This window comes from Mesorhizobium sp. DxT (genome assembly GCF_058448885.1).
In genome coordinates this window covers 47,368-71,551 of the sequence record NZ_JBZFLJ010000004.1, presented here as the reverse complement: position 1 = coordinate 71,551, position 24,184 = coordinate 47,368, and the positions used below count along the sequence as shown (strand labels likewise).

General features: G+C 62.8%; 23 protein-coding genes and 1 riboswitch. Of the genes, 7 read left to right on the top strand and 16 right to left on the bottom strand.

All coding sequences use genetic code 11. The features are described 5' to 3' along the window. The first annotated feature begins 106 nt into the window (after positions 1-106). A complete protein-coding gene (locus tag ACVJNE_RS09625; RefSeq protein WP_499565046.1) occupies positions 107-883 on the top strand; it encodes an ion transporter in 777 nt (258 codons plus the stop codon). A 6-nt stretch (positions 884-889) separates the two neighbouring features. On the opposite strand, the gene ACVJNE_RS09620 is transcribed toward ACVJNE_RS09625, so the two are convergent. Continuing rightward, positions 890-1,981, bottom strand: a complete 1,092-nt coding sequence (locus ACVJNE_RS09620) for a 2'-deoxycytidine 5'-triphosphate deaminase (protein WP_499565043.1) — start codon at positions 1,979-1,981, stop codon at positions 890-892. A gap of 76 nt (positions 1,982-2,057) precedes the next feature. Continuing rightward, a riboswitch (SAM riboswitch) is annotated at positions 2,058-2,135 on the top strand. Between the two features lie 43 nt (positions 2,136-2,178). On the opposite strand from ACVJNE_RS09620, the gene ACVJNE_RS09615 reads away from it, so the two are divergent. Next, positions 2,179-3,372, top strand: a complete 1,194-nt coding sequence (locus ACVJNE_RS09615) for an O-succinylhomoserine sulfhydrylase (RefSeq protein WP_499565041.1) — start codon at positions 2,179-2,181, stop codon at positions 3,370-3,372. A gap of 86 nt (positions 3,373-3,458) precedes the next feature. Further along, positions 3,459-3,851, top strand: a complete 393-nt coding sequence (gene apaG, locus ACVJNE_RS09610; protein WP_499565039.1) for a Co2+/Mg2+ efflux facilitator ApaG/CorD — start codon at positions 3,459-3,461, stop codon at positions 3,849-3,851. 28 nt (positions 3,852-3,879) lie between these two features. On the opposite strand, the gene ACVJNE_RS09605 is transcribed toward apaG, so the two are convergent. From ACVJNE_RS09605 to ACVJNE_RS09585, 5 genes are all read right to left on the bottom strand, one after another. Beyond that, positions 3,880-4,122 (bottom strand): hypothetical protein, encoded by a 243-nt coding sequence (locus tag ACVJNE_RS09605; protein ID WP_499565037.1) that lies wholly within the window; start codon positions 4,120-4,122, stop codon positions 3,880-3,882. A gap of 97 nt (positions 4,123-4,219) precedes the next feature. Further along, entirely contained in the window at positions 4,220-4,381 is a 162-nt protein-coding gene (locus ACVJNE_RS09600; RefSeq protein ID WP_173187126.1) for a hypothetical protein, read from the bottom strand. A gap of 164 nt (positions 4,382-4,545) precedes the next feature. Continuing rightward, on the bottom strand, positions 4,546-5,535 hold the full coding sequence (locus ACVJNE_RS09595) for an Hsp33 family molecular chaperone (protein ID WP_499565035.1): 990 nt from the start codon (positions 5,533-5,535) through the stop codon (positions 4,546-4,548). Between the two features lie 116 nt (positions 5,536-5,651). Then, positions 5,652-6,569, bottom strand: coding sequence for an ornithine carbamoyltransferase (gene argF, locus ACVJNE_RS09590; protein ID WP_499565033.1), 918 nt, complete (start codon positions 6,567-6,569; stop codon positions 5,652-5,654). After that, positions 6,566-7,765 (bottom strand): aspartate aminotransferase family protein, encoded by a 1,200-nt coding sequence (locus tag ACVJNE_RS09585; RefSeq protein WP_499565031.1) that lies wholly within the window; start codon positions 7,763-7,765, stop codon positions 6,566-6,568. The genes argF and ACVJNE_RS09585 overlap by 4 nt, the downstream gene beginning before the upstream one ends. Positions 7,766-8,145: 380 nt before the next feature. On the opposite strand from ACVJNE_RS09585, the gene ACVJNE_RS09580 reads away from it, so the two are divergent. Further along, positions 8,146-8,655 carry a GcrA family cell cycle regulator gene (locus tag ACVJNE_RS09580; protein ID WP_499565029.1) on the top strand — a complete coding sequence of 170 codons (510 nt, stop codon included), beginning with the start codon at positions 8,146-8,148 and terminating at the stop codon, positions 8,653-8,655. A 21-nt stretch (positions 8,656-8,676) separates the two neighbouring features. Here the strand turns inward: ACVJNE_RS09580 and ACVJNE_RS09575 are convergent, their stop codons facing one another. The 3 genes from ACVJNE_RS09575 to ACVJNE_RS09565 all read right to left on the bottom strand — a co-directional run bounded on the left by ACVJNE_RS09575 (position 8,677) and on the right by ACVJNE_RS09565 (position 12,603). Then, a complete protein-coding gene (locus ACVJNE_RS09575; protein ID WP_499565028.1) occupies positions 8,677-10,581 on the bottom strand; it encodes an acyltransferase family protein in 1,905 nt (634 codons plus the stop codon). A gap of 137 nt (positions 10,582-10,718) precedes the next feature. Beyond that, a complete protein-coding gene (gene phoU / locus ACVJNE_RS09570) occupies positions 10,719-11,447 on the bottom strand; it encodes a phosphate signaling complex protein PhoU (RefSeq protein ID WP_499565026.1) in 729 nt (242 codons plus the stop codon). 97 nt (positions 11,448-11,544) lie between these two features. Continuing rightward, complete coding sequence (locus ACVJNE_RS09565; RefSeq protein ID WP_499565024.1) at positions 11,545-12,603, bottom strand: sensor histidine kinase; 1,059 nt, start codon at positions 12,601-12,603, stop codon at positions 11,545-11,547. Between the two features lie 98 nt (positions 12,604-12,701). Here ACVJNE_RS09565 and ppk2 point away from each other — a divergent pair, with 98 nt between their 5' ends. Further along, positions 12,702-13,598, top strand: a complete 897-nt coding sequence (gene ppk2, locus ACVJNE_RS09560) for a polyphosphate kinase 2 (protein ID WP_499565022.1) — start codon at positions 12,702-12,704, stop codon at positions 13,596-13,598. Here ppk2 and ACVJNE_RS09555 read toward each other — a convergent pair. Then, a complete protein-coding gene (locus tag ACVJNE_RS09555; protein WP_499565020.1) occupies positions 13,520-15,466 on the bottom strand; it encodes a glycosyltransferase family 2 protein in 1,947 nt (648 codons plus the stop codon). The genes ppk2 and ACVJNE_RS09555 overlap by 79 nt on opposite strands. Before the next feature lie 669 nt (positions 15,467-16,135). On the opposite strand from ACVJNE_RS09555, the gene ACVJNE_RS09550 reads away from it, so the two are divergent. Further along, a complete protein-coding gene (locus ACVJNE_RS09550) occupies positions 16,136-16,942 on the top strand; it encodes a transporter substrate-binding domain-containing protein (RefSeq protein WP_499565018.1) in 807 nt (268 codons plus the stop codon). A gap of 6 nt (positions 16,943-16,948) precedes the next feature. Here ACVJNE_RS09550 and ACVJNE_RS09545 read toward each other — a convergent pair whose 3' ends face one another. Beyond that, positions 16,949-17,362, bottom strand: coding sequence for a tellurite resistance TerB family protein (locus ACVJNE_RS09545; RefSeq protein ID WP_499565016.1), 414 nt, complete (start codon positions 17,360-17,362; stop codon positions 16,949-16,951). 155 nt (positions 17,363-17,517) lie between these two features. Between ACVJNE_RS09545 and ACVJNE_RS09540 the strand changes: the two genes are divergently transcribed. Continuing rightward, positions 17,518-19,176, top strand: coding sequence for a lysine--tRNA ligase (locus tag ACVJNE_RS09540; protein ID WP_499565014.1), 1,659 nt, complete (start codon positions 17,518-17,520; stop codon positions 19,174-19,176). On the opposite strand, the gene ACVJNE_RS09535 is transcribed toward ACVJNE_RS09540, so the two are convergent. From ACVJNE_RS09535 to ACVJNE_RS09515, 5 genes are all read right to left on the bottom strand, one after another. Continuing rightward, positions 19,165-19,890, bottom strand: coding sequence for a thermonuclease family protein (locus ACVJNE_RS09535; protein ID WP_499565012.1), 726 nt, complete (start codon positions 19,888-19,890; stop codon positions 19,165-19,167). The genes ACVJNE_RS09540 and ACVJNE_RS09535 overlap by 12 nt on opposite strands. Before the next feature lie 9 nt (positions 19,891-19,899). Then, the gene (locus tag ACVJNE_RS09530) at positions 19,900-20,550 is read right to left on the bottom strand and encodes a S24 family peptidase (RefSeq protein WP_499565010.1); all 651 of its coding nucleotides are present in this window, start codon (positions 20,548-20,550) and stop codon (positions 19,900-19,902) included. An 89-nt stretch (positions 20,551-20,639) separates the two neighbouring features. Continuing rightward, positions 20,640-21,254: a 2-hydroxychromene-2-carboxylate isomerase gene (locus tag ACVJNE_RS09525; RefSeq protein ID WP_499565008.1), complete on the bottom strand. Its 615-nt coding sequence runs from the start codon at positions 21,252-21,254 to the stop codon at positions 20,640-20,642. Between the two features lie 97 nt (positions 21,255-21,351). After that, the gene (locus ACVJNE_RS09520; protein WP_499565006.1) at positions 21,352-21,897 is read right to left on the bottom strand and encodes a thioesterase family protein; all 546 of its coding nucleotides are present in this window, start codon (positions 21,895-21,897) and stop codon (positions 21,352-21,354) included. 70 nt (positions 21,898-21,967) lie between these two features. Beyond that, on the bottom strand, positions 21,968-24,181 hold the full coding sequence (locus tag ACVJNE_RS09515) for a 3-hydroxyacyl-CoA dehydrogenase NAD-binding domain-containing protein (RefSeq protein WP_499565005.1): 2,214 nt from the start codon (positions 24,179-24,181) through the stop codon (positions 21,968-21,970). Positions 24,182-24,184: the final 3 nt, after the last annotated feature.

Sequence of the window (24,184 nt, the reverse complement as noted above, 5' to 3'; positions counted from 1 at the left end):
GTTCGACGTGTCGCAAAAGCGCAGTTGAAGCGGCCGGGGCGCGGCTCTATTGAAGGCGCTGGCGCGGCCCTTGCCGCGTCGCTTCAATCTCGCCGGAGAGACAGAATTGAACGCCCTCAGGACGCTCATCGAATCGCGCTGCTTCGAAGCGGTCATCACCGCCCTCATCATCGTCAACGCTATCACGCTGGGGCTTGAGACGTCTTCCACGGTCATGGAGCGTTTCGGCGGCCTGCTGATGGCGCTCGACGTTGCCGTGCTCGCCGTATTCGTCATCGAACTCGTCGCGCGTTTCGTCGTTTATCGCACCGACTTCTTCCGCGACCCGTGGCGCGTGTTCGACCTGATCGTCGTGGCAATCGCGCTGATCCCGTCCACCGGCAATCTGTCGGTGCTGCGTGCGCTGCGCATCCTGCGCGTGCTGCGCCTCGTCAGTGTCGTGCCGTCGCTTCGCAGGGTGGTCGGAGGATTGATCGCGGCGCTGCCAGGCATGGGCTCGATCGTTCTCCTGCTCGGGCTCGTCTTCTACGTCTTCTCGGTGATGGCGACGAAGCTGTTTGCCGCAACTTTTCCCGAATGGTTCGGCTCCATCGGCGAGTCCGCCTATTCCCTGTTCCAGATCATGACGCTGGAAAGCTGGTCCATGGGCATCGTGCGGCCCGTGATGGACGTGCACCCTTATGCCTGGGTCTTCTTCATCCCGTTCATTGTGCTGACCTCGTTTGCCGTGCTCAACCTGTTCATCGGTATCATCGTCTCGGCGATGCAGGAGGAGCACGAAAGCACTGCCTCCGAAGAGCGTTCGGCCATGCAGCACGAGCAGGAGACGATCCTGGCCGAAATACGCGCCCTTCGCGAGGAAGTGCGCTCGCTGAAATCGTAGGTCCGGTCAGTCGGCGCGGAAGTGCTTGGAGAGCTTCAGGCCCTGGGCCTGATAGTTCGACTTCAGGTCGACGCCATAGAGCCTGTCGGGGCGCGACAGCATGTGTTCGTAGACCAGCCGGCCGACGATCTGGCCGTGCTCGAGGATGAAGGGGACTTCGTGGCTGCGAACCTCGAGCACCGCGCGGCTGCCGGTGCCACCCGCCGCCGAATGGCCGAAGCCGGGATCGAAGAAACCCGCATAGTGAACGCGGAACTCGCCCACCAGTGGATCGAACGGCGTCATCTCGGCCGCATGATCCGGCGGCACGTGGACTGCCTCGCGTGACACGAGGATATAGAACTCGTCCGGATCGAGGATCAGCTCGTTGCGCCCTCGCGCAAATAGCGGCTCCCAGAAATCGTGAAGGTCCTGTGCGGCGCGCTTGTCGACGTCGACAACCGCTGTGTGATGCTTGCCGCGATAGCCGATGAGCCCGTCTGCATCGCCGCGCAGGTCGATCGACAGGGCGATACCGCCGCCGGAAATGTTTGGCTCTTCCGCCGCCACGAGCGTCTCGCGGACATGCAGCCCCTGCAGCTCGGCTTCCGACAGAAGCGCCAGCCCCTTGCGGAAGCGTATCTGCGACAGGCGCGATCCGGCGCGGACCACGATCGGGAATGTGCGAGGGCTCACCTCGATGAAAAGCAGGCCGTTATAGCCAGCCGGTATCTTGTCGAATTCCTGGCCGTAATCGGCCATGACGCGGGTGAAGATGTCGAGCCGGCCAGTCGAGCTTTTGGGGTTTGCGGAAGCGGAAACGTCCGCCGGCAGCGCAAGGCTCTCCTGCAGCGGCACGATGTAGACGCAGCCGGTTTCCAGCACCGCGCCGGCCGTCAGGTCGATCTCGTGCAGCTTGAGCCGCTCGAGCTTTTCGGCCACGGTGCTCGCCGGCCCCGGCAGGAAGCTCGCGCGCACGCGATAGGCCTTGGCGCCCAGCCGCAGGTCGAGGCTCGCAGGCTGAATCTGGTCGGCATCGAGCGGCCCGGCGGATAACAGCGCGCGGGCGTCGAACAGCGCCGCGATGTCGCGATCCGGTAGAATGCCTGTGCTGCGCAATGCCGCGTCCCCGTTCCAGTGCGGCGAGGTTTAATGAGCCAGCCGATTGACGCAAGTCCGCCATGGGCGTAAAGGGCGTTTATCCCGTGGTGATTTGCCGGTCGGCTTGCAGCCACGTTAAACAAGTCGCTAAAAGGGACCGAGAGGAAACCGGCATGCGACTTCGCGGCCGGTTTTTTTGTGTCTGGGGTTTGACGATGACGACTGAAACGAAGCGCAACTGGAAGCCGGCGACCGCGCTGGTGCATGGCGGAACCACGAGATCCGCGTTCGGCGAAACGTCCGAAGCGCTCTATCTGACCCAGGGCTTCGTCTATGACAGTGCCGAGGCCGCCGAGGCGCGTTTCAAGGGCGAGGAGCCAGGCTTCATCTATTCGCGCTATGCGAACCCCACCGTCGACATGTTCGAGAAGCGCATGTGCGAGCTGGAAGGAGCGGAGGACGCGCGCGCGACGGCATCCGGCATGGCCGCAGTGTCGGCAGCGCTCCTGTGCAGCGTCAAGGCTGGCGACCACGTGGTCGCGGCGCGCGCTCTTTTCGGTTCCTGCCGCTGGGTAGTCGAGAAGCTTATGCCGCAATACGGCGTCGAGACAACACTGGTCGATGGCCGCAACCTCGCCGAATGGGAACAGGCTATCCGGCCCAATACCAAGCTCTTCTTCCTCGAAAGCCCGACCAACCCAACGCTGGAAGTGGTTGACATTGCCGCCGTTGCGAAGCTCGCCAACCATGCCGGCGCACGGCTGGTCGTCGACAATGTGTTTGCCACGCCGCTGCAGCAGAAGCCGCTGGAACTCGGCGCGCACGTCGTCGTCTATTCGGCCACCAAACATATTGACGGCCAGGGCCGCTGCCTCGGCGGCATCATCCTTTCCGACAAGAAGTGGATCGACGAGAACCTGCACGACTATTTCCGTCACACCGGGCCGTCGCTGTCGCCTTTCAACGCCTGGACGCTGCTCAAGGGACTTGAAACGCTGCCGCTGCGGGTCAAGCAGCAGACCGAGACGGCGGCACGCATCGCCGGCCACCTTGCCTGTCATCCGGCGATCGAGCGGGTGATCTATCCCGGGCGCAACGACCACCCGCAGGCCGACATCATCGCGCGGCAGATGACGGGTGGATCGACGCTGGTGTGCTTCGACGTCAAGGGCGGCAAGCAGCAGGCGTTTTCGTTCCTCAACGCGCTGGACATCGTCAAGATCTCCAACAACCTCGGTGACGCCAAGAGCCTGGTCACGCATCCCGCCACGACCACCCACAAGAACCTTGCCGAGGACGCCCGTCTCGATCTGGGCATTCTCGGCGGCACTGTGCGGCTGTCAGTGGGACTCGAAGATGCCGACGACCTGATCGAGGATATCGATAGGGCACTGGGCAAGGCGGCTTGAGGGCTTTTCGACGTCACATTTCCGCCATCGGGCCTTGACGGTGTAGAGACCAGCACCAGAATCGGGTGCAGAGTCGAGCCATCGCCATGTACCGCAGCACGACACGAGATATCGAGGTGGAGGTCGAGCCCTTCTACCTCCCCGACCGCTCCGATCCCGACGACAGCCGCTACGTCTGGGGCTACCGGGTGACGATCGCCAATAATTCCGACGTATTCGTCCAGCTTCTGGCACGTTACTGGCGGATCACGGACGGCATTGGGCGGGTTGAGGAGGTGCGTGGACCGGGCGTTGTGGGCGAGCAGCCGGAGCTCAATCCCGGCGACAGCTTTCAGTATACGTCCGGCTGTCCGCTACGCACCCCTTCCGGCATCATGGTCGGTGCCTATACCGTGCGCAGCAGCGACGGAGAGTTCTTCGACGTGGAAATACCGGCCTTCTCGCTGGACCTGCCCGGCCGCACCCAATCGGTGAACTGAACGATGGCGGAAGTCTGCGTCAACCGGGTCAGGAGGTCTCGTCGCCTTCAGGAAACAGATCCCGGTCCATGAGCGCGCGACCAAACCGATAGAGGATATCGGCGGCGAGTTCTTTCCGCTCTTCCAGAAGCCGGTTGTAAGCCTTGCCGGCGGTGAAGTTCATGCGGCGGTGCGCGGAAGGATCGAGTTCGTGAATCGCCTGCGCCAGGCAGATTGCGATCTCGCACACGGCTTGTGCCGTCTCCTCGCGCATCTCGGCGCGTGTAACCATGGTATTCGCCATTCAATCGGCCCGTCGGTCCTGTCCTGAGACGCCGAATCCTGCACTTTATGCGTTGAGTATTCATTAAGGCTGGTCGCGTGCCCCGTCAGGGTGCAGGCATCCGCGCACAACCCTCACCCGCCCGGTCAGTGCATGCAACCGGCGGATTGTCCGGCCGGATCGTCTGGTCCGCATGCTCGACCAGGGCGGAAAATCCCCAGCCAAATGCCGCGGCGGTCAGGGCAATGAGTATGATCTTGAACGTCATCAGCTTTCCAGTGCGCGCCCCAACTGCCCACGTAGCCGCGGTTAACATGAAGGGACAAGGTTCACAAAGGCTTTCGGAAGCCATTAACCGAAGGCCGGGAGCCCCGACCTTCGGCTATTCGCGAACCGCGCGGACTGAGCCGGCATGCCGATATGGGCAGTACGCTACTGTGCCGGCGCGAACTCGGCCGGATCGAATTCGTACTGCTTCGAGCAGAATTCGCAGGCGACGCTGATTGCGCCGTTCTCCGTGCTTTCCGCGATTTCCTCGGCCGTGAAGCTGTCGAGCACGGAGCGGATGCGATCGCGCGAACACGAGCAGTCGTCGATCACGGGCGTGCCTTCGAACACACGCACGCCATGCTCATGGAACAATCGGTACAGCAACCGCTCCGATCCTACGGTCGGATCGAGCAGTTCGTCGTGCTCCACGGTTCCGAGCAGGACCTTGACCTCGTTCCAGCTCTCGTCGGTCGGGTCCGGGGCGTCGCCATCGTCGCCGTCCCCGCCCGGCAGATCCGGCAGTCGCAGCCTATCGGGCGCCTCGGGCAGGAACTGCGCAAGCAGTCCACCGGCACGCCAGTTCTCAACGGCGCCATCGTCCCCGCGCGTGAGCTGGCGGGCGACCGACAATCGAACCTCGGTCGGTATCTGCTCCGACTGACGGAAATAGGTGCGCGCGGCTTCCTCCAGAGAGGTGCCGTCGAGCTGCACGATGCCCTGGTAGCGCTGCATATACTGGCCCTGGTCTATCGTCAGCGCCAGAACGCCAACGCCAAGCAAATCCGAGGGCGATGCCTTGCCCTCGCGCACGGCCTCCTCCAGCCGCTCTGCGTCGAACCGGGCATAAGCGCGCAGCGACTTCGGCGTCGAGAAATCGGCCACCAGCATGTCGACGGGGCCGTCGGACCGCGTCTGCAGAATGAACTTTCCGTCGAATTTCAGCGAGGTGCCGAGCAGGACCGTCAGCGCCACCGCTTCGGCCAGAAGACGCGCGACGGGTTCGGGGTACGCGTGGCGCGACAGGATCGCGTCAAGAACGGGGCCGAGCTGCACGACACGCCCACGGGCGTCGAGCGCGGCCACCTCGAAGGGAACCACATGGTCGTCCCCGGCGAAACCGAATTCGCCGAGCTTGATGTCTGTCTCAGTCACCAGAACACTTCCTGTCGTGGCGCTGCCGGCGCACGTAAGCGGCGCCCGGCAATGCGCGGCTGTGAATACCCAATGGTCGGGATGAGCCCACTAGATAGGGGCGCATCCGCGCGCGATCAAGCGCCGAAGCACCAGGCGAGGACGGCCTTCTGGGCATGCAGGCGGTTCTCCGCCTCATCGAACACCACCGAATTCGGCCCGTCGATCACCGCATCCGTCACTTCCTCGCCCCGATGGGCCGGAAGGCAGTGCATGAACAGCGCATCAGGCTTTGCATTCTCCATCAGCGCCTCGTTCACCTGATAGGGCGTAAAGACGTTGTGTCCCCTGGCGCGATGCTCCTGCCCCATCGACACCCACGTATCGGTGACGACGCAATCGGCGTCGCGCACGGCATCCTCCGGCGAGCGCATGACCTTGACCGCGCCGCCATTGCCGTTCGACCAGTCGAGGAACGGGCCAGCCGGCTCGCTGCCTTCCGGCACAGCCACATTGAGCCGGAAATCGAAGCGCGCGGAGGCCTCCATCAGGGAGTGCAGCACATTGTTGCCATCGCCGGTCCAGGCAAAGAGCTTGTCCTTGACCGGACCGCGATGCTCCTCGTAGGTCATCACGTCGGCCATGATCTGGCAGGGATGTGTATCGTCGGTAAGACCGTTGATGACCGGTACCGTCGCGTGTTCGGCAAGTTCCAGCATGCGATCGTGCGAGGTCGTGCGGATCATGATCGCGTCGACATAGCGTGACAGCACCTTGGCGGTGTCGGCAATGGTTTCCGAGCGCCCGAGCTGCATCTCGGTTCCGGTCAGCATGATCGTCTCGCCACCGAGCTGGCGCATGCCGACATCGAACGACACGCGCGTGCGCGTCGACGGCTTCTCGAAGATCATCGCCAGCACCTTGCCGGCCAGCGGCTTGTCGACCTCGCCCGACTTCAGGCGATGCTTGCGGGCGCGCGCGTCGTCGAGAATCGTCCGCAGCTCGCTGGAAGGAATGTCGGAAAGATCGGTGAAATGCCGGAACGAGCCGCTCATGATGCGCCTCCAGCACCGTTGGCCGACGCCAGCTTACCGGCTGCCGCGCGGATGCGTTCGACGCCGTCGCGGATCTCGTCAACCGTTACCGTCAGCGGCGGCAGCAGCCTCACCACGTTGTCGCCGGCCGGAACGGCCAGAAAATGCTCATCGCGGAATGCCGCATTGACCGCCGTGTTCGGCATCTTGCACCTGAGCCCCAGCATAAGGCCCGCTCCGCGCACCTCTTCGAACACCGACGGAAATTCGTCGACGACCGAAGCAAGCGCCTGCTTGGCGGCCAGCGCCTTGTCCTGAACGGCCTGGAGAAACCCGTCTTCAAGAACAACGTCGAGCACCGCGTTGCCGACGGCCATGGCAAGCGGGTTGCCGCCGAAGGTGGTGCCGTGGACGCCCGCGGTCATGCCCATCGCGGCACGGTCGGTCGCCAGACATGCACCGACCGGGAAACCGCCGCCGATGCCCTTGGCGATGGCCATGATGTCGGGCTCGATGCCAGACCATTCATACGCAAACAGCTTGCCGGTCCGGCCGATACCGCTCTGGACCTCGTCGAAGATCAGCAGCAGGTCATGCTCGTCGCACAGCGCGCGCAACTGCTGCAGCATCGCCGCCGGCAGCAGCCTAATGCCGCCCTCGCCCTGCACGGGTTCGATCAGGATCGCGGCCGTCTCCGGCCCTATCGCCTTTGCAGTGGCCTCGAGGTCCCCGAATGGCACCTGGTCGAAACCCTCGACCTTGGGACCGAAGCCCTCGAGATATTTCGGCTGCCCGCCCGCAGCGATGGTTGCCAGCGTCCGGCCGTGGAATGCGCCCTCGAAGGTAACGATCCGGTAGCGCTCGGGCGCGCCGTTTACATAATGATAGCGACGCGCGGTCTTGATCGCGCATTCGAGCGCCTCGGCGCCCGAATTGGTGAAGAACACCTTGTCTGCGAACGTCGCGTCCACAAGCCGCTCGCCCAGGCGACGCTGGCCGGGAATCTCGTAGAGGTTGGACACATGCCACAGACGCGCCGCCTGCTCGGTGAGGGCGGCAACCAGATGCGGATGGCTGTGCCCAAGCGAATTGACAGCGATGCCGCCGGCGAAGTCGAGATATCGCTCGCCGCTGTCGGTCACCAGCCAGCTTCCCTCGCCTCGGTCGAAGGCCAGGGGTGCGCGAGCGAAGGTCTCGTAAAGCGCCGAACCGTTCATTATATGCCTCGTCGACTGCGTCGCGGCGAATGCGCGAAGTAGATCAAAAAAGCCGCCCAAAGGGCGGCGGAGGCCAACTTATATCGGCTTTTCGGGCACTTGTGTCAAATGAAACCGATTGTCCCAGAGGCCGCCCGGCGCCTGCGCCATGACAGATTGACGGCGAAGCGAAGCCAAGTTGGGGAAAACCGAAAAAACAGATTCGGCGTGGCAGCCGGACTCTTGTCACGGAGTCAGCCGATACTGTAGTTTGAAGCCAAGAAATAACTAGATTTCGTGCGGCGGATCTAATCATCCCAGTAGATGTGGTGCCAGCTGGCTACGGCCGGATGGCGATGGATTCGGATTCCGCGAACTTTTGATAGCAGGAGCCTGTTCTGATGAACTGGACCGATGAACGTGTAGAATTGCTCAAGAAGCTATGGGCGGATGGTCTGAGCGCGAGCCAGATCGCAACCCAGCTCGGCGGTGTCAGCCGCAATGCCGTTATCGGCAAGGTGCACCGGCTCAAGCTCTCCGCACGCGGTCGTACTTCATCCACGCAGCCACGCGCGAAGAAGGCCCCGGCAACAACTGGCGTCGCCAAGGCGCCGAGCCGCCCGGCACGCACCGTGACGGCAACGGTCGGCGCCAACGCGCTTGCCGCGCAGTTCGATGCCGAGCCGGTTGCCCGACAGGTGATGCGCCCGGCTGTAAACGTCGTCGTGCCGATCTCGCGCAAGCTGGCGCTCATCGAGTTGAACGAACGAACCTGCAAATGGCCGAACGGCGATCCGCTGAGTGAGGAATTCAGCTTCTGCGGCAACGAGGCCGGTGAGAGCGGACCCTATTGCGGCTACCACTCCAAGGTCGCATACCAGCCCGTATCAGAACGCCGCCGCGCCCGCTGAGAGGTTGGGGAACCAATAGTCCTAGCGGGCCGCGACACTCGCGCGCGCCACACCGTCCAGAAGGCCCTGCTGAATAAGCCGATCTATGACAAGGCGCGCGCCTTCGCGCGTCAGATGTCCATAGTCATACTGGATAGGCACATTGCCATCGGCCACCGTCTGGCAGTTGCCATTGGCATCGCAAAGCGCCTGCAGCGGCGAGACATAGGTGACCGGCAATCCCTCAAGAGCAAACTTGATCTCCTCTTCGATCGCTGCGACCTCCTCATAACGGCTGAAGGCGCTGACCTCGTGGCTGCGCCGCGGGAGTGAGGCGCTTGCCAACAATGAAGGCAGAAAAGTCGTGTATTCGATCGGCTGGCCGATCACATACACATGATCGGTCCTGCGGAGGATTTCAGTGAGTGTTTTGCGCAACTTTCTGATGTCGTTCCCGTTGCGCCAACGGGCCGCGAGGATAACGGCGTCGAAGTTGCCTTCGCGCAGATAGCTGTCGAATGTCCGCGCCATTAATTCAGTGCATTGTCGTCTGCCAACGCTGTCGAGCACGGGGCGACAACCATTGTTGCCGATGGTTATCAGCGTCGCGTTGTCAGCGGATTGATAGACAGGCAGGGCGAGCTGTGTCGCATAGCTGTCACCCAATATAAGCAACCGGGGTTCCCCACCCTTACGAGTCAGACAATCCGGCAAACTGCCGTCGGCAGGCACCGCGCGGACGCTGCAACCGGAGTACTCGTGCTCTCGCTTGTATGGGTCGAACGCTGCGTAGTGACGCGCCTGTTCATCGAGACGTCCTGGCAGGCCGTTGCCGAGATAGGGGTAGGATGCGATGGTGGCTGTTACCGCCATGGAGACCGCACCGGCAATAATCGTGCGCCCGGGCGTCCAAAGCTGCAACCGCATCTGCCGCACCGGTCGCTCGACCAGATACAGCGACATCCAGGCCGCCGCGATGGAAAGTGCAATAAGGACGATCGCTTCGGTCAGCGTCGGCATGGCAGCATTGGCGTAGTGCCGGAAAAAGACCAGAACCGGCCAGTGCCAGAGATATAATGAATAGGATATCAACCCTACGAAAACCGCCGGCCGCAGGCTCAGCAGACGATGCGGTGAGGTGGTAACGCCCTTCGGCCAGACCAATAATGCAGCACCCACGCACGGGTAGAGCGCGTTCCAGCCAGGGAAAGCCGTCTCTGCCGTGAGTTGGACCGCAGCATAGAAGATAAGAGCCAGGCCGACCCACCCCATGCCTTCGCCCAAAGCACGTGAAGCAATGGGTTTTGCAAAAACCAGGGCGGCACCGGCAGCGAGTTCCCATGCACGGGTATGAAGCATGAAAAATGCTACGGGTTGATCCGTTTCGACCCAATAGACAGATGCGACAAAGCTTGCGAGCGCGATGACCGCCAGCACTGCCAGCAGGAACACGGCTGACTTGCGCAACCGCCATACACACCACATGACTAGCGGCCAGAACAGATAGAACTGTTCTTCGACGGCCAACGACCAGGTGTGGAGCAGCGGCTGCATCTCCGCGGCCGGATCGAAGTAGCCGGAACTCCATAGGAAATAGAAATTGGAGAAACCGAACGCGGCGAACATGCCGCTCTCTCCCAGGCGGGCGAAATCTCCTGGCAACAGCAGCAGGTAGCCTGCTGCCACGGAGGCAACCAGGACCACCAGAAGTGCAGGAAGGATGCGTCGGAACCGCCTGTCGTAAAACCGCACCAGCGAGAACCTGTCGCCGGACAAATCCGTGAAAAGGTTCTTCGTAATCAGGTAGCCCGAGATCACGAAAAATACGTCGACGCCGATAAACCCGCCGGTAAACGGAGAGATCCCGTAGTGATAAAGCACAACGGTCAACACTGCGATCGCCCTCAGGCCATCAATGTCGGAACGATAGGCAGGATTGGGCGTCAAAATACGGTCCGGACTAGCTCGGTTCGGCGCGTGTTTTGGCCTGCGCAGAGCCCGAGGTCAACCATCGTGGTTCAAGCTTAAGTCCCGGCTATCTGGATGATTGCAAGCAAAGGCACTCTTGCCGGAAAACCAGCTCGTCAGTTCCGTCCCACCGCCGGGTTCATCATGACCACCCGATGACTCTTGTCTTCCTTGGGGCGCTCCAGCGGAAGCTGCTCGCCGGTGACGACGTAATAGACCGTCTCGGCGATGTTGGTCGCGTGATCGCCGATGCGCTCGATGTTCTTTGCGCAGAACAGGAGATGCGTGCACGGCGAGATGTTGCGGGGGTCTTCCATCATGTAGGTGAGCAGCTCACGGAACAGCGAGGTGTACATCGCGTCGATCTCCTCGTCGCGATCGCGCATGAATGCGATCGCGCCGACCGAGCGCGATGCGTAGACGTCCAGCACCTGTTTGAGCTGCGTCAGCGCAAGCGTGGCGAGGGCTTCCAACCCCCGGAAAAGCTGCACCGGCTGGCGGGTGTCCGCCACTGCGACCACACGCTTGGCGATGTTCTTGCCGAGGTCGCCGACGCGCTCGAGATCGGCCGAGATGCGGATCGTTCCGATGATCTCGCGCAGGTCGTCCGCCATCGGCTGGCGCTTGGCGATGAGAACGATCGCGCGGTCGTCGATCCAGCGCTGCCCTTCGTCGAGCACGACGTCGTCGGCAATCACCTTGCGCGCCAGCGCCGCATCGGCGTTGATCAGCGCGGCGACCGCTTCATCGACCATGCGCTCGGCATGGCCGCCCATGGCTGCAATGCGATTGCCCAGAGTGGCGAGCTCTTCATCATAGGCGCGGACGGTGTGTTGCGAGTTCATGGCGGACGATCTGCCGGAGCGATTCTTGATGATGAATCTAAGGTAGCCGGATGACAGGAAAAAGAAAGCGCGGCGCGCGGGAGCCGTGCTTTCTCTCCTACTCCGCAGGCAGGTGCACGGTGAACGCGGACCCTTCGCCCAGCTTCGACTTAACCGTCAACCGACCTTCATGGCGGGTGAGGATATGTTTGACGATCGCGAGCCCCAGCCCGGTCCCGCGTCGCGTCACACTGGTTTCCACGCGGTAGAACCTTTCGGTGATGCGTGGGATGTGTTCCTCGGCGATACCCGGGCCGAAGTCGCGCACGGTCACTGCCACTTCCGGCGCCGGCCCGGCGCTGGTTCTTTTGATCTCGATCTCGACCTGGCCGCCTGATGAGCCGTATTTGCAGGCGTTTTCCACCAAGTTCTCGAACACCTGGATGAGCTCATCACGGCTGCCCGGGACAAGGATCGGCTCATTGGGGCGTGTGTAGAAAACCTCCACACCGCTTTCGCGTGCCAAGTGGCCGAGGGACTCGACCACGCCCGCCACCACCTCGCCGAGGTCGATGCGCGCCTCGGATCGCATGTAAGGCTTCATCTCGATGCGCGACAGAGACAGGAGATCGTCGATCAGCCGCGCCATCCGCTCCGTCTGCGCCTGCATGATCTGCAGGAAATTGTCGCGCGCCTTCTCATCTTTGCGCGCCGGCCCGCGCAGTGTTTCGATGAAGCCGGAGATCGAGGCGAGCGGCGTGCGCAGCTCGTGGCTGGCGTTGGCGATGAAGTCGGCGCGCATACGGTCGATGCGGCGCGTTTCGCTCTGATCCTTGAAATGGACGACAAACAGACCTCGCGCGCCAACGGGTGCAGCCGAAACCCGAAATGCGCGCTCGATCGGCACTCTTTCGCTGTAGTCGATGGCGCCGGGCCGTCGCTCGCCAAGCAGACCCACAATGAGCTGCTGCATCTCCGGCGTGCGGAACTTATGGTGCAACAGCGTCCCCGGGGGTATCTGGCCGAAGGCGGCAATGGCGGCCTGGTTGGCATGGAGCGCGGCACCTCTAGCATCGAAGATGACGATCGGTTCGGGAACGGCGGCAGCCAGCTCCCGCGCCGAAAGCATGTCGATCTCATCACTGTCGCCGATACGCAGCTCTGTCGCCTGAACCATCTACGAGCCTTGCAATTCCGATGTCGCCGGTCCGTTGCCTCTGGACCCGGGCAGGACCACCCCATAGCATGGTTTCCCCACATCACAGGAATATCTCAATGGGCAAGACCTCCCCCAACTTCGAGACCCCCGTCAAGCCAATCAAGCTTGTCATCGACGGCAAGAAACGTGTCTTCGACATCGACGATCCAAAACTGCCGGATTGGGTCGACGACATGGAACTGAAGGCGGGCGGCTATCCCTATGACAGCAAGATGGACAAATCAGACTACGAGGACACGCTGGAAAAGCTTCAGGTAGAGCTGGTGAAGCTGCAAAGCTGGATGCAGAAGAGCGGAGAACGCGTGCTGGTCCTGTTCGAGGGGCGCGATGCAGCCGGTAAGGGCGGCACGATCTTCGTCACGCGACAGTACATGAACCCGCGCACGGCGCGGAACGTCGCGCTGACCAAGCCGACGGAGACCGAGCGCGGCCAATGGTACTTCCAGCGCCACGTCGCGCATTTTCCGACCAGCGGCGAGTTCGTGACCTTTGACCGTTCCTGGTACAATAGGGCCGGCGTCGAGCCCGTAATGGGCTTCTGCACGCCCGAGCAGCATGAGAAGTTCCTCGAGGAAGCGCCGCTTTTCGAAAAAGGCATCGTCGCCGACGGCATCCGCTTCTTCAAGTTCTGGCTCACAATCGGGCAGGAAACCCAGCTCGGCCGTTTTCATGACCGGCGGCATAGCGCGCTCAAGGCGTGGAAGTTCTCGCCGATGGATGTGGCAGGCATGGAAAAGTGGGACGAATACACGAAAGCGCGCGATCTGATGTTCGAGCGGACCCACACCGAGCACGCCCCGTGGACGGTCGTTCGCGCCAACGACAAGCGACGCCTGCGTCTGGCCGTCATTCGCCGCCTGTTGCTCACAATTCCCTATGCCGGGCGCGACCTGGACGTTATCGGCGCGGAGGACGACAAGATCATCGGCGCGCCTTCCTCGGCCTTGCGCTGAGGGTTTTCGGCCCTGGCGCGCACGAAAGAGCGCGCGGGCCGATGATGCGTCTTGTTCCAGTGATGCGGCCGGCGATAGATTTCCCACAGCGCCAGCCAGGCCGCCAGCGACAGCCGCATCCAGTGGAAAGGCGTTTGCAGGGCGATCGAGACCAGCCCGACCTTCTCTTTTAGCGTGAGTGTCGCCATTCCGATTGCGACGAAGGCCGCATATCCGGCAAGGATGTTGACGAAGCCGATGGTCACCAGCACGATTTCCAGGTTCTGCATCGAGCCTACCCAGGCGAGTTTCGCGATCACATAGAGGATCGTGAATAGGAAGACCGGGTGGACCAGCGCCGATACGAGCATACCCAGAAACAGTACCTGCATGAGCAGGAAGGAAAGCGGGCCAAGATCTTTCCAAAGGGTACGTGGTGAACGCATGTGGACCAGCCACGTCTGCGCCCAGCCCTTGAACCAGCGCACACGCTGCGGCAGCCAGGTCTTGAGATCGTCCGGCCCGTCTTCGTAGGTTGGATGCGTGATGACGCCGACGCGATAACCGAAGCGTTTAAGCCGAAGCCCGAGATCCGCATCCTCGGTCACGTTGTAGGCGTCCCAGCCGCCGGCGTCCACGAGTGCCGATCGCCGGAAGTGGTTCGACGTTCCGCCTAGCGGCAGAAGCGCGCCCAGGCCGGCCAGCCATGGCAGCACACCGCGGAAAAGCCCTGCATACTCAAACGCGAACATCCGCGACAGCGGGCTTGCCGATGCGTTGGTAATGACGAGCGGCGCTTGCAGGCAGGCGAGCGTGTCGTCCTCGGCATGAAAGCGTTGCCATGCCTCGATCAGCTGATGCGGATGCGGGCGATCCTCGGCATCGAAAAGCGTGACGAATTCTCCGCTGCATAGAGGCAGCGCATATGCCAGCGCCTTCGGCTTTGTGCGGGGCAGTCCTGGCGGCACGGTTATGATCTCGATACAGGGTCGTAGCTTGTGCTCGCGCAACGCCGCCAGCGTCTCGTGGTCGTCCTCCTCGCAGACCAGCTTGATCTCCAACTTGCTGCGAGGCCATTGCAGCCGGCCCAGAGCGACCAGAAGCTGCGGGATCACCTCCCGCTCGCGATAAAGCGCGACCATGACGGAGTAGACCGGCAACGCAGCTGGATCGACAGGCGGCGGCGGACGCAATCTCAGGGGCTGGGCTGCTGTCAACGCCAGGATCCGTAGCGCAACACAGGCGCCAAAGGCGAGCGTCGCGACCAGATGCAGCACCAGGATGGTCTCCATCGCCGCGACGGCCAGACAGAGCGGCAGGACGACAAGGATCGTCGCGACGCAGGCACCCTGCCAGGCATTCGCGACGATGCGTGCAGACAAGTCGGTGTGGCGAAGGAAGAGACCGTTCTGGGCATCCTCGACCAGTCGCCGCTTCGTCAGCTCCAGAATAGCAGTGCGAAGGACGCCCGGCGGAGACACCGCAAGACGCGTCTTCAAATGTGGCGATGCCGCCAGCCTGGCGCGCATGAGTGAAATTCCGACATCGGGCGTAGCGATCACATGCAACGTGGTGCCGTCCGTCCGCTCGAGCAGGGCCAGAGGCAGACCGCGGGGGCGGCGCAAGGCCGCCAGGCGGTAGCGCTCGGGCACTTTCAGCCTCTTCGCATCGATTTCGGACAGAAACGGCAAATCCAGTTCATCGGCGATGGCACGGAAAAGCACTGCCTCGTCGATTTCGCCGGAAGCGAGCAACTCCACAACGAAGCCGGTGCCATTTGCGGACGCGCGATCCAGCGCCCGCAGCACGATTTCGGATGTCAGTCTGGTTCGTCGGATGACCGGCAACCATTCGCGCATAAGCAGATCGCGAGGGCTGGCCCGGGACATTTCCGCTGCTGCGGGGCGTGTGGACGGACCCGAGCCGAGGGCGACTTCTGGAAGGCCGTTATCGGGGGAATGGTTCAGTCGCCCAACGGTCAACAAGGACGGGCCTATCGGCGGCGCTACGTTGGGAACATGCGACGCGCCGGAAAAAGCCACGGCCTAATCTCCGCTCGCAATGCGACAGGCCAGGCACAACGGCCGGATACGACGGAAGGCAGCAAGGCCTTTCGTTGCTAACGAGCGTATCTGACAGCAAAGATCGACAGATCGGACAGACTGCCCGAAAGACACCGAGTACATGGAACCCCCACCCCAGGTTGCAATGTATTTGGTGTTTTTTTGCTTTTCAATAGATTTTTAATCATCTGCATCCGCAGTAATTTTCCGCATTGACCTTGTTGCATCGCAATCCATCTGGATTTCGATCCTCCAGACAAGAGCCCGCGGGTTGCGCGCCCCAGTTGATAGGCCCGCAGGCAAGCGATCAGGCAGACAGCAGAAGGCGCGACGACGCGGTATCTGCTTCATGTGACCACAGTTCGGCCGCGCGTGAGATGCGACATTCGATTTGCGAGACCGCCCCCAACCCGTTATCGAATGGCAATCTCGTTCCACCGGCGACGGCGTTTCATGCACCGGACACTAACCCTTCTTCTGTCTGCTTTGGCGATCATGACCGCACTGGCCGGTTCAGCCGCGCGTGCGGCCGAGCCGTCCATTCCGAACTATTGGGACGAGCGGGAGCGGCTACCGAAACCCGACCTATCCGGCGTCGAGCGCCTGCGCTTCCTGACGACGATCGATTTTCCCCCCTTCAGCTTTTTGGACGGGCAAGGCAGGCTGTCCGGTTTCCATGTCGACCTGGCGCGGGAAGTCTGCCGCGAACTCGACATCGTGGCGCGCTGCCAGATCCAGGGACTGCCATGGGACGAACTGGACGCCGCCATGGCATCGGGCCAGGGAGAAGCGCTGATAGCGGGGACGCCGATCAATGCGGAGACCCGGGAAAGCTACCTCTTCTCCCGTCCTTATCTGCGCTTTCCGGCGCGCTTCGTCGTTCGCAAGAGCACCACGCTGTACGAACCCCTGTACAAGGCAATCGACGGCAAGCGTACGGGCGTGATGGCAGGCACCGCCCACGAGGCCATGCTGCGGCGTTATTTTCCGAACGCCAAAGCGGTGACCTTCACGAAGCCTGAATGGCTTCAGGACGCACTGCGCGAAGGCAGGATCGACGGCATCTTCGGCGACGGGATGCGGCTTTCCTTCTGGCTTGCCGGATCTGCATCGCAAAATTGCTGTCGTTTCGCCGGTGGACCGTACCTCGCACCGGAATTCCTCGGCTCGGGTCTGGCTATCGGCGTCGAGCGCGACGATGCCGTGCTGGCGCGCGCGTTCGACTTCGCGCTGCGCGAAATCTCGGTCAACGGAACGTTTGCCGAGCTCTACCTGAAATATTTCCCCGTCAGCTTCTACTGAGCGGTTTCAGCCGGACGTGCGGTGCCTGATGGCGGCCGAGCGCTCGATCGCCGCCACGGCCAGCGGGTCCAGCCCGAAGCGATCCTTGACCAGATCGAGCACGCGCGTTTCCTCTTCGCGCACGGAAAGGTCGGCAGCCGCAATGTCGACTGCAAGCGCGTAGGCAGTTTCGCGCAGATCCTCGGAGAGTGCGCCCTTGATGAGCGCCAACACGGTCGCAAAGCCGTCTTCCTGCTGCAGAAGTTGCTGGCACTCCTGCGCCACGGCAAGCGTGCGAGACTGATCGAAGCCCTGGAAGATGGGCAGCGTGCGTACAATCGCACCGATGCGCGCCAGTTCTTCGTCACCCATGTCGCGGTCGGATGCCGACATGATGACCATCAGATAGACCATCGCTTCCTGCGGGGTCGGCTTCGACATGTTCTGCTCCATTGATGCTGTCCGAACCGCAAGGTAGGAAGCTGCGAGCGCTACCGCAATGAAAAACCCCTGTCGCGATTGACGCATTGCTCAAGCGCGCATAGACGTTGCGCGCGCTGGCAAGAAGGCCCGCAAATCTTCACAGGACACTCGAAATGACCACTTCGCGATCGAACTCGCTGATGCTTTCGCCCGAAATCCTTTCGGCGGCACGCGAGAGCAAAGCGTGGCCGTTCGAGGAGGCCCGCAAGATCATCAAACGTTACGAAGGCGGTAACTGGCCGGAGGTCGTGCTGTTCGAGACCGGCTATGGGCCTTCGGGCCTGCCGCATATCGGCACGTTCGGCGAGGTGGCGCGCACATCGATGGTGCGTCACGCCTTCCGTATTCTGACCGAGGGCCAGGTTCCCACCAAGCTGATCTGCTTTTCGGACGACATGGACGGGATGCGCAAGATCCCGGACAACGTGCCGGATCGTGCGTTCCTGGAGCCTTATCTGCACAAGCCGTTGACCGTGGTGCCGAACCCCTTTGGCGGCGACTATGAGAGCTTCGGCCATCATAACAATGCCATGCTGTGCCGCTTCCTCGACACGTTCGGCTTCGACTACGAGTTCGCCAGCGCTACGGACTATTACAAGTCAGGTCGCCTCGACGCGATCCTGAAGCGCGTGGCGGAACGCTACGACGCGATCATGGCGATCATGCTGCCGACGCTCGGCGAGGAACGCCAGGCCACCTACAGCCCGTTCCTGCCGATCTCGCCGAAGACGGGCCGCGTGCTCTACGTCCCGATGAAGAAGGTCGATGCAGAGGCCGGAACGATCACCTTCGACGACGAGGACGGCACGGAGACGACCCTTCCCGTCACCGGCGGCATGGTCAAACTGCAGTGGAAGCCGGACTTCGGCGCGCGCTGGGCGGCGCTGGGCATCGATTTCGAGATGTTCGGCAAGGACCACGGGCCGAACATGGGCGTCTACGACCGCATCTGCGTCGCGCTCGGTGGCCGGGCGCCGGAGCACTTCGTCTATGAACTCTTCCTCGACGAGAATGGGCAGAAGATCTCGAAGTCGAAGGGCAACGGCCTGACGATCGACGAATGGCTGACCTATGCGCCGACGGAGAGCCTTGCGCTCTACATGTTCCAGAAGCCGCGCACGGCCAAGAAGCTGTACTTCGATGTCATTCCGCGCGCGGTCGATGAATACTACCAGTTCCTGTCGGCCTATCAGCGGCAGGACTGGAAGGAGCGGCTGGGCAATCCGGTCTGGCATATCCATGACGGCAATCCGCCGGTCGTCGACATGCCGGTGCCGTTCGGCCTGCTGCTCAATCTCGTCAGCGCTTCGAACGCGCATGACAAGTCGGTGCTGTGGGGGTTCATTTCCCGCCACGCTGCAGGCGTGACACCGCAGACCCATCCCGAGCTCGACAGACTGGTCGGTTACGCGATCCGCTATTTCGAAGACTTCGTAAAGCCGCAGAAGCAGTTCCGCGCGCCGGATGCGGTGGAAGCAGAGGCCCTGCAGGCGCTCGCCGACAAGCTCGCCACATTGCCGGCCGGCTCCGATGGCGAGGCGATCCAGAACGCCGCGCTGGATGTCGCGCGCGCAATCGAGCGCTATCAGGATCATTCCAAGAAGAGCCCCGAGGGCGGCCCGGGCGTCTCCGTGGCCTTCTTCCAGATGATCTACCAGGTGCTGATCGGGCAGGAACGCGGCCCGCGCTTCGGCTCCTTTGCCGCGCTCTACGGCATCGACAACACGCGTGCGCTGATCGGCAAGGCGCTGATCGGGGAGCTAACCGCCTGAGGTTTCAGGCAGGGTGACCGTCAGCGGGGGCGGCGCGGCGCTGGAAGGTGCTGCACCGAAAAGCCCCCGCCCCTTTTCCCGCGCTTCGGCCTCCATTTCAGCATAGGGTCCATCGGCCACGGCACGTACCCAGCCCTGCGCGACCAGCCAGGCTGCCGCGTCATGCCCGCCAAGCTTGCATTCGGTCACGACGGTTTGCTGCGGAGCAACCGGCGGCACAACGCAGGACAGCGCGCGGCCGCGCAGCCAGTTGCGAAAAGCGGTGCGGGCATGCACGCCGCACGGCCAGGATGCGCCATCGCTTCCACAGGTCTCATCCGCATCGGTGACCTCGATGCCCGAAAGCGCGACGTGATAGCCACGCGCCTCGAACGCGCCGGCAGCGGTTGCCACCGGTCGGTGAAGCATGGTTTCGGTGGGCGGCCCCTCGGACGGGGCCCGCACGCGGCCGATGCCCAACGCCTCGCGCGGATCGATCCGCTCCAGCCCTTCCTGCTCCACCAGTGGTGCCGCGACCACATCCGGTGCAACGGGCCGAACCCGAGAAGGAACGGGCAGCAGCGGCACTGCGGGATCCGGCTGCGCCACGGCCTCCGGATTGGTGGGAACTATCTCGATCGCGGCAGGGCCTTTGTGGCTGGTCAGCAAATCGCCCGAAGACAGAAGCGCGGCGCTCACACCGGCGAGCCCGGCCAGAGCGACGATTGCCGCCACGGGCCGCACCTACTGGCTCGCCCAGACGATGCGCGCCATCCACTCGATCTCGGCCGTCGATACCGTGCGATCGGGATGGGCGGGATTGAGAGACACGAGTTCGATAGACTCGGTGCTGCGGCTTGCGAGCACTTTCGCCGTAACCTCGCCGCTGATAATCTTGACCACGACACGGTCGCCCTTGCGCACCTGCGCGCCGGGCTCAACGATCAACACGTCGCCGTCGCGATAGAGCGGCAGCATGGAATCGCCCTGAACCTGCAGCGCATAGGCACCCTCGCCCGCGCCGGCGGGAAGCTCGATCTCCTCCCAACCCTGGCCAACCGGGAAGCCGGCATCGTCGAAAAAGCCGCCCGCGCCTGCCTGCGCGAAACCGAGCAGCGGAACAGCAGGACGCCTTTGACGCATCCGGCCAACGGGCCGTCGTGGATGTTCTTCGACCAGCGCGAAGAGGTCGCCCAACGTAACACCGGTCGCCTCGATGATCTTTGCCAGCGACTCCGTCGACGGCCAGCGTGGCCGGCCGTCAGCCGACAGCCGCTTCGACTTGTTGAAGGCGGTGGAATCGAGCCCGGCCCGCTTGGCAAGTCCCGACGCAGACAGCGAATGCTCCGCCGCGAGCGCGTCGATTGCCGCCCAGACACGTTCATGCGAGAGCATCGCGCCCTCCCCGAAGACAGGAAAAAATACCTTTCCCGTCTAGTTAATCCCTGCGCGCCGGACTGTCCAGCCCAATGCCGCCGGTTTCCTCAGGCTCTGAACGGCGCTCGCCCCGTTTCCAGCGCGTGGGCAAGGTGATCGAGCCGATCCTGACCCCAGAACGGTTCGCCGTTGAGCACGTAGACCGGCGCGCCGACCGCATCGGCATCGCCGGCTTCGCTGGTATTGCGGGCAAGCGTTTCAGCGGCTTCGGGCTCGCCGGCGGCCTTCAGCACGGCGTCTGCGTCGTGGCCCTCGGCCATAAGATAGGCTGCGAGCTGTTCAGGATCGGCGATGTTTTCGCCCTTGGCCCACACACCCTGATGCGCGCGCCAGATGAAGCCTGCGGGATCGGCTCCCTGCCCGACGAGCGTTATCACGCAGCGATCGGCAAGGCCGGGATCGACGGGGAAGAATTTGGGCTCGAGCTCCAGCGGCAGGCCGCGCATGTCGGCGATGCGCTGCAATTCGATCCGGCGGTAACGCTGGCGCAGCGGCGTGCGCTGGCCGAGCGGCACGGAGCCGGACTTTTCCCAGACGCCGCCAATGTTGATCGGCTTGTAGCGGATTTCAGCGCCGTGCCTAGCGGCGAGTTCATGGAACGCCTTGTGGCCAAGATAGGCGAAGGGCGACGAACAGATGAAATAGTAGTCGATGGCGGTCATGGCGAAGCTTTCTCGTTTTGCCTGACTTTAACGTCGCAGGTCGCTGCTACAACGCTCGTATTGCCGACAGTGTGCTTTTTCTTGCGCCAGCGCTCGGTCAGGTCGCATCCTTGGCAAGTTGCCGAAGCCGCCCATGGGAGGCCATGAAGGTGCGCTCCTCCTCCGTGGGCTGGCGCGGTTTCGCGGCGACGCCAAGATTGCCGACAACCTCGTCGATCGGCACGAAACGCCGCGCGCCGAAGTCATAGACGCCTGCCGTCGTCATCACCAGCGCCGCCGTCCGACCATCCTCCAGCACGAAGCGGTGCCGTCCGATCACCTGCGTGTCTTCCCAGGTCTCGACCGTGGAAACGACGTCGAACTTTTTCCAGAGCCTGATCTCTCGCACATAGACGGCCTGCAAGCCGCCCATCATCGGCGCCCAGCGGTGCTTTCGCGCCAAGGCTATAAGCCCCGCGCGCGCAAATATGTCGATGCGGCCGACGTCGGCAAGCATCATGTAGCGGGCATTGTTGAGATGCAGGTTGGAATCGATGTCCGTCGGCAGGCAACGGAAGGTCAACCGGCTTTCGTCGCCCATGCGATAGCGACCGCGCGATTTGGCGGTCGCCATCATGCGGGCGAGGCGCAGCCAGACATACATGAGAGTGCTCCGTTGCTGCCGGCCTTGCGATTCCTCTCCCCGCTAAGGGGGAGAGGAACGACTTCGGGGCCTAGGCCGCCTTCTTCGCCTTCGGGTAAGGGTTGAAGCGCTCGTAGAACGTCTCGTCCTTGCCCGCCATCTCTACCAGAAGCTTGGGTGCCTTGAACTGCGCGCCGTACTTCTTCTGCAGCTTCTTGGCGAGTGCGACGAACTCGGCCACGCCCATGCCTTCGATGTAGGAGAGCGCGCCACCCGTATAGGGCGCGAAACCGAAAGCCAGGATCGAGCCGACATCCGCCTCACGCGGATCGGTGACGATGCCCTCTTCCATGACGCGGGCCGCTTCCAGCGCGATGGTGACGAGGAAGCGCTGCTTCAGCGCCTCCACATCGATCTTGTCGGCATCCTGTTGCGGATAAAGATCCTTTAGACCCGGCCACAGGTGCTTCTTGGCAGGCTTCTCCGGATAGTCGTAGAAACCCTTGCCGTTCTTGCGGCCGTGGCGACCGTGCTTGTCGACCATGGTGTTGATGAGCGCGAACTGGTCCTTGTCGACCGCCTTCTCGCCGAGATCGCGAATGGTCTGCTTCATGATCTTCTGCGCAAGGTCGATGGCCGTCTCATCGGTCAGCGCCAGCGGGCCAACCGGCATGCCGGCCATCTTGGCGGCGTTCTCGATCATCGCCGGCGGCACGCCCTCGATCAGCATCTGGTAGGATTCCGACATGTAGCGCAGCACGCAGCGGTTCACGTAGAAGCCGCGCGTGTCGTTGACGACGATCGGCGTCTTTCTGATCGCGCGAACATAGTCGATGGCCACGGCAAGCGCCTTGTCGCCCGTCTTCTTGCCCAGAATGATCTCGACCAGCATCATCTTGTCGACCGGCGAGAAGAAATGGATGCCGATGAAATTGTCCGGGCGCTTGGAGTTCTTTGCCAGCCCGGTGATCGGGATCGTCGACGTGTTCGACGCAAAGACCGCATCCTTGGCGATGACGGCTTCCGTCTGCTCGGTGGCGCTCTTCTTGACCTCCGAATCCTCGAACACCGCCTCGATGACGAGGTCGCAGCCTTCGAGGTCCTTGTAGTCGACCGTCGGGGTGATGAGCGACAGGAGCTGTTCCTTCTGCTCCTCCGTTGCACGGCCCTTCTTGATCGCGCCGTCCATCAGGCCCGCCGAATGCGCCTTGCCCTTCTCGGCAGCAGCGATGTCGCGGTCGAGAAGCACGACCGGGATGCCGGCCTTGGCCGTCACGAAGGCGATGCCCGCGCCCATGAAGCCCGCACCGAGCACACCGATCTTCTTGAACTTCGTCTCCGGCACGCCCTGCGGACGGCGCGCGCCCTTGTTGAGTTCCTGCAGCGAGACGAACAGCGAACGCACCATCATGGCGGCTTCGGTCGAACGCAGGATTTCGGTGAAGTAGCGCTGCTCGATCCGGAGCGCCGTATCGAAGGGCACCAACAGGCCCTCATAGGCGCATTTCAGGATCGCCGCGGCAGCCGGATAGTTGCCGTAGGTCTCGCGGCGCAGGATGGCGATTGCCGGCGGCCACAGATTGGCGCCCGCGGCCGAATAGACGGGGCCGCCCGGCAGCTTGAAGCCCTTCTCGTCCCAAGGCTGCACCGGCTTGAGGCCGGCTGCGATCATCGCCTTGGCGGCATCGATCAGCTTGGCGGGCTCGACAACCTCGTGGATCAGGCCCATCTGCTTCGCCTTCTTGGGCGAGAGGTTCTGGCCGGTGGTCAGCATCTGCAGGGCGGACTGCGGATCGGTCAGGCGCGGCACGCGCTGGGTACCGCCGGCCCCGGGGAAAATGCCAACTTTTACCTCGGGCAGCGCCATCTTGACCTTGTCCGAGTCAGCGGCCACGCGCCCGTGGCAGGCCAGCGACAGCTCGAACGCGCCGCCCATGCAGGTGCCATTGATCGCCGAGACCCACGGCTTGCCGCAGGTTTCCAGCTTGCGCCAGAGCCAGCTCATCCGGCCGGCGCCGTCGAACAGCATCTTGATCGCCTTGTCGTGGTCGCGCGCCTCTTCCTCGCGGAAGAGCTTGAGCATGCGCTGCAGCATGGTCAGGTCGGCACCGCCGGAAAACGTGTCCTTGCCGGAGGTGATGACGGCACCCTTGACGGCCTCGTCGGCCACGACCTGGTCGATGATCTTGTCGAGCTCGTCCATCACCTCCTCGGTGAAGACGTTCATCGACTTGTCGGGCATGTCCCAGGTGACGAGGGCGATGCCGTCGGCATCGGTCTCCACGTTGAAATTCTTGTAGGTCATCTG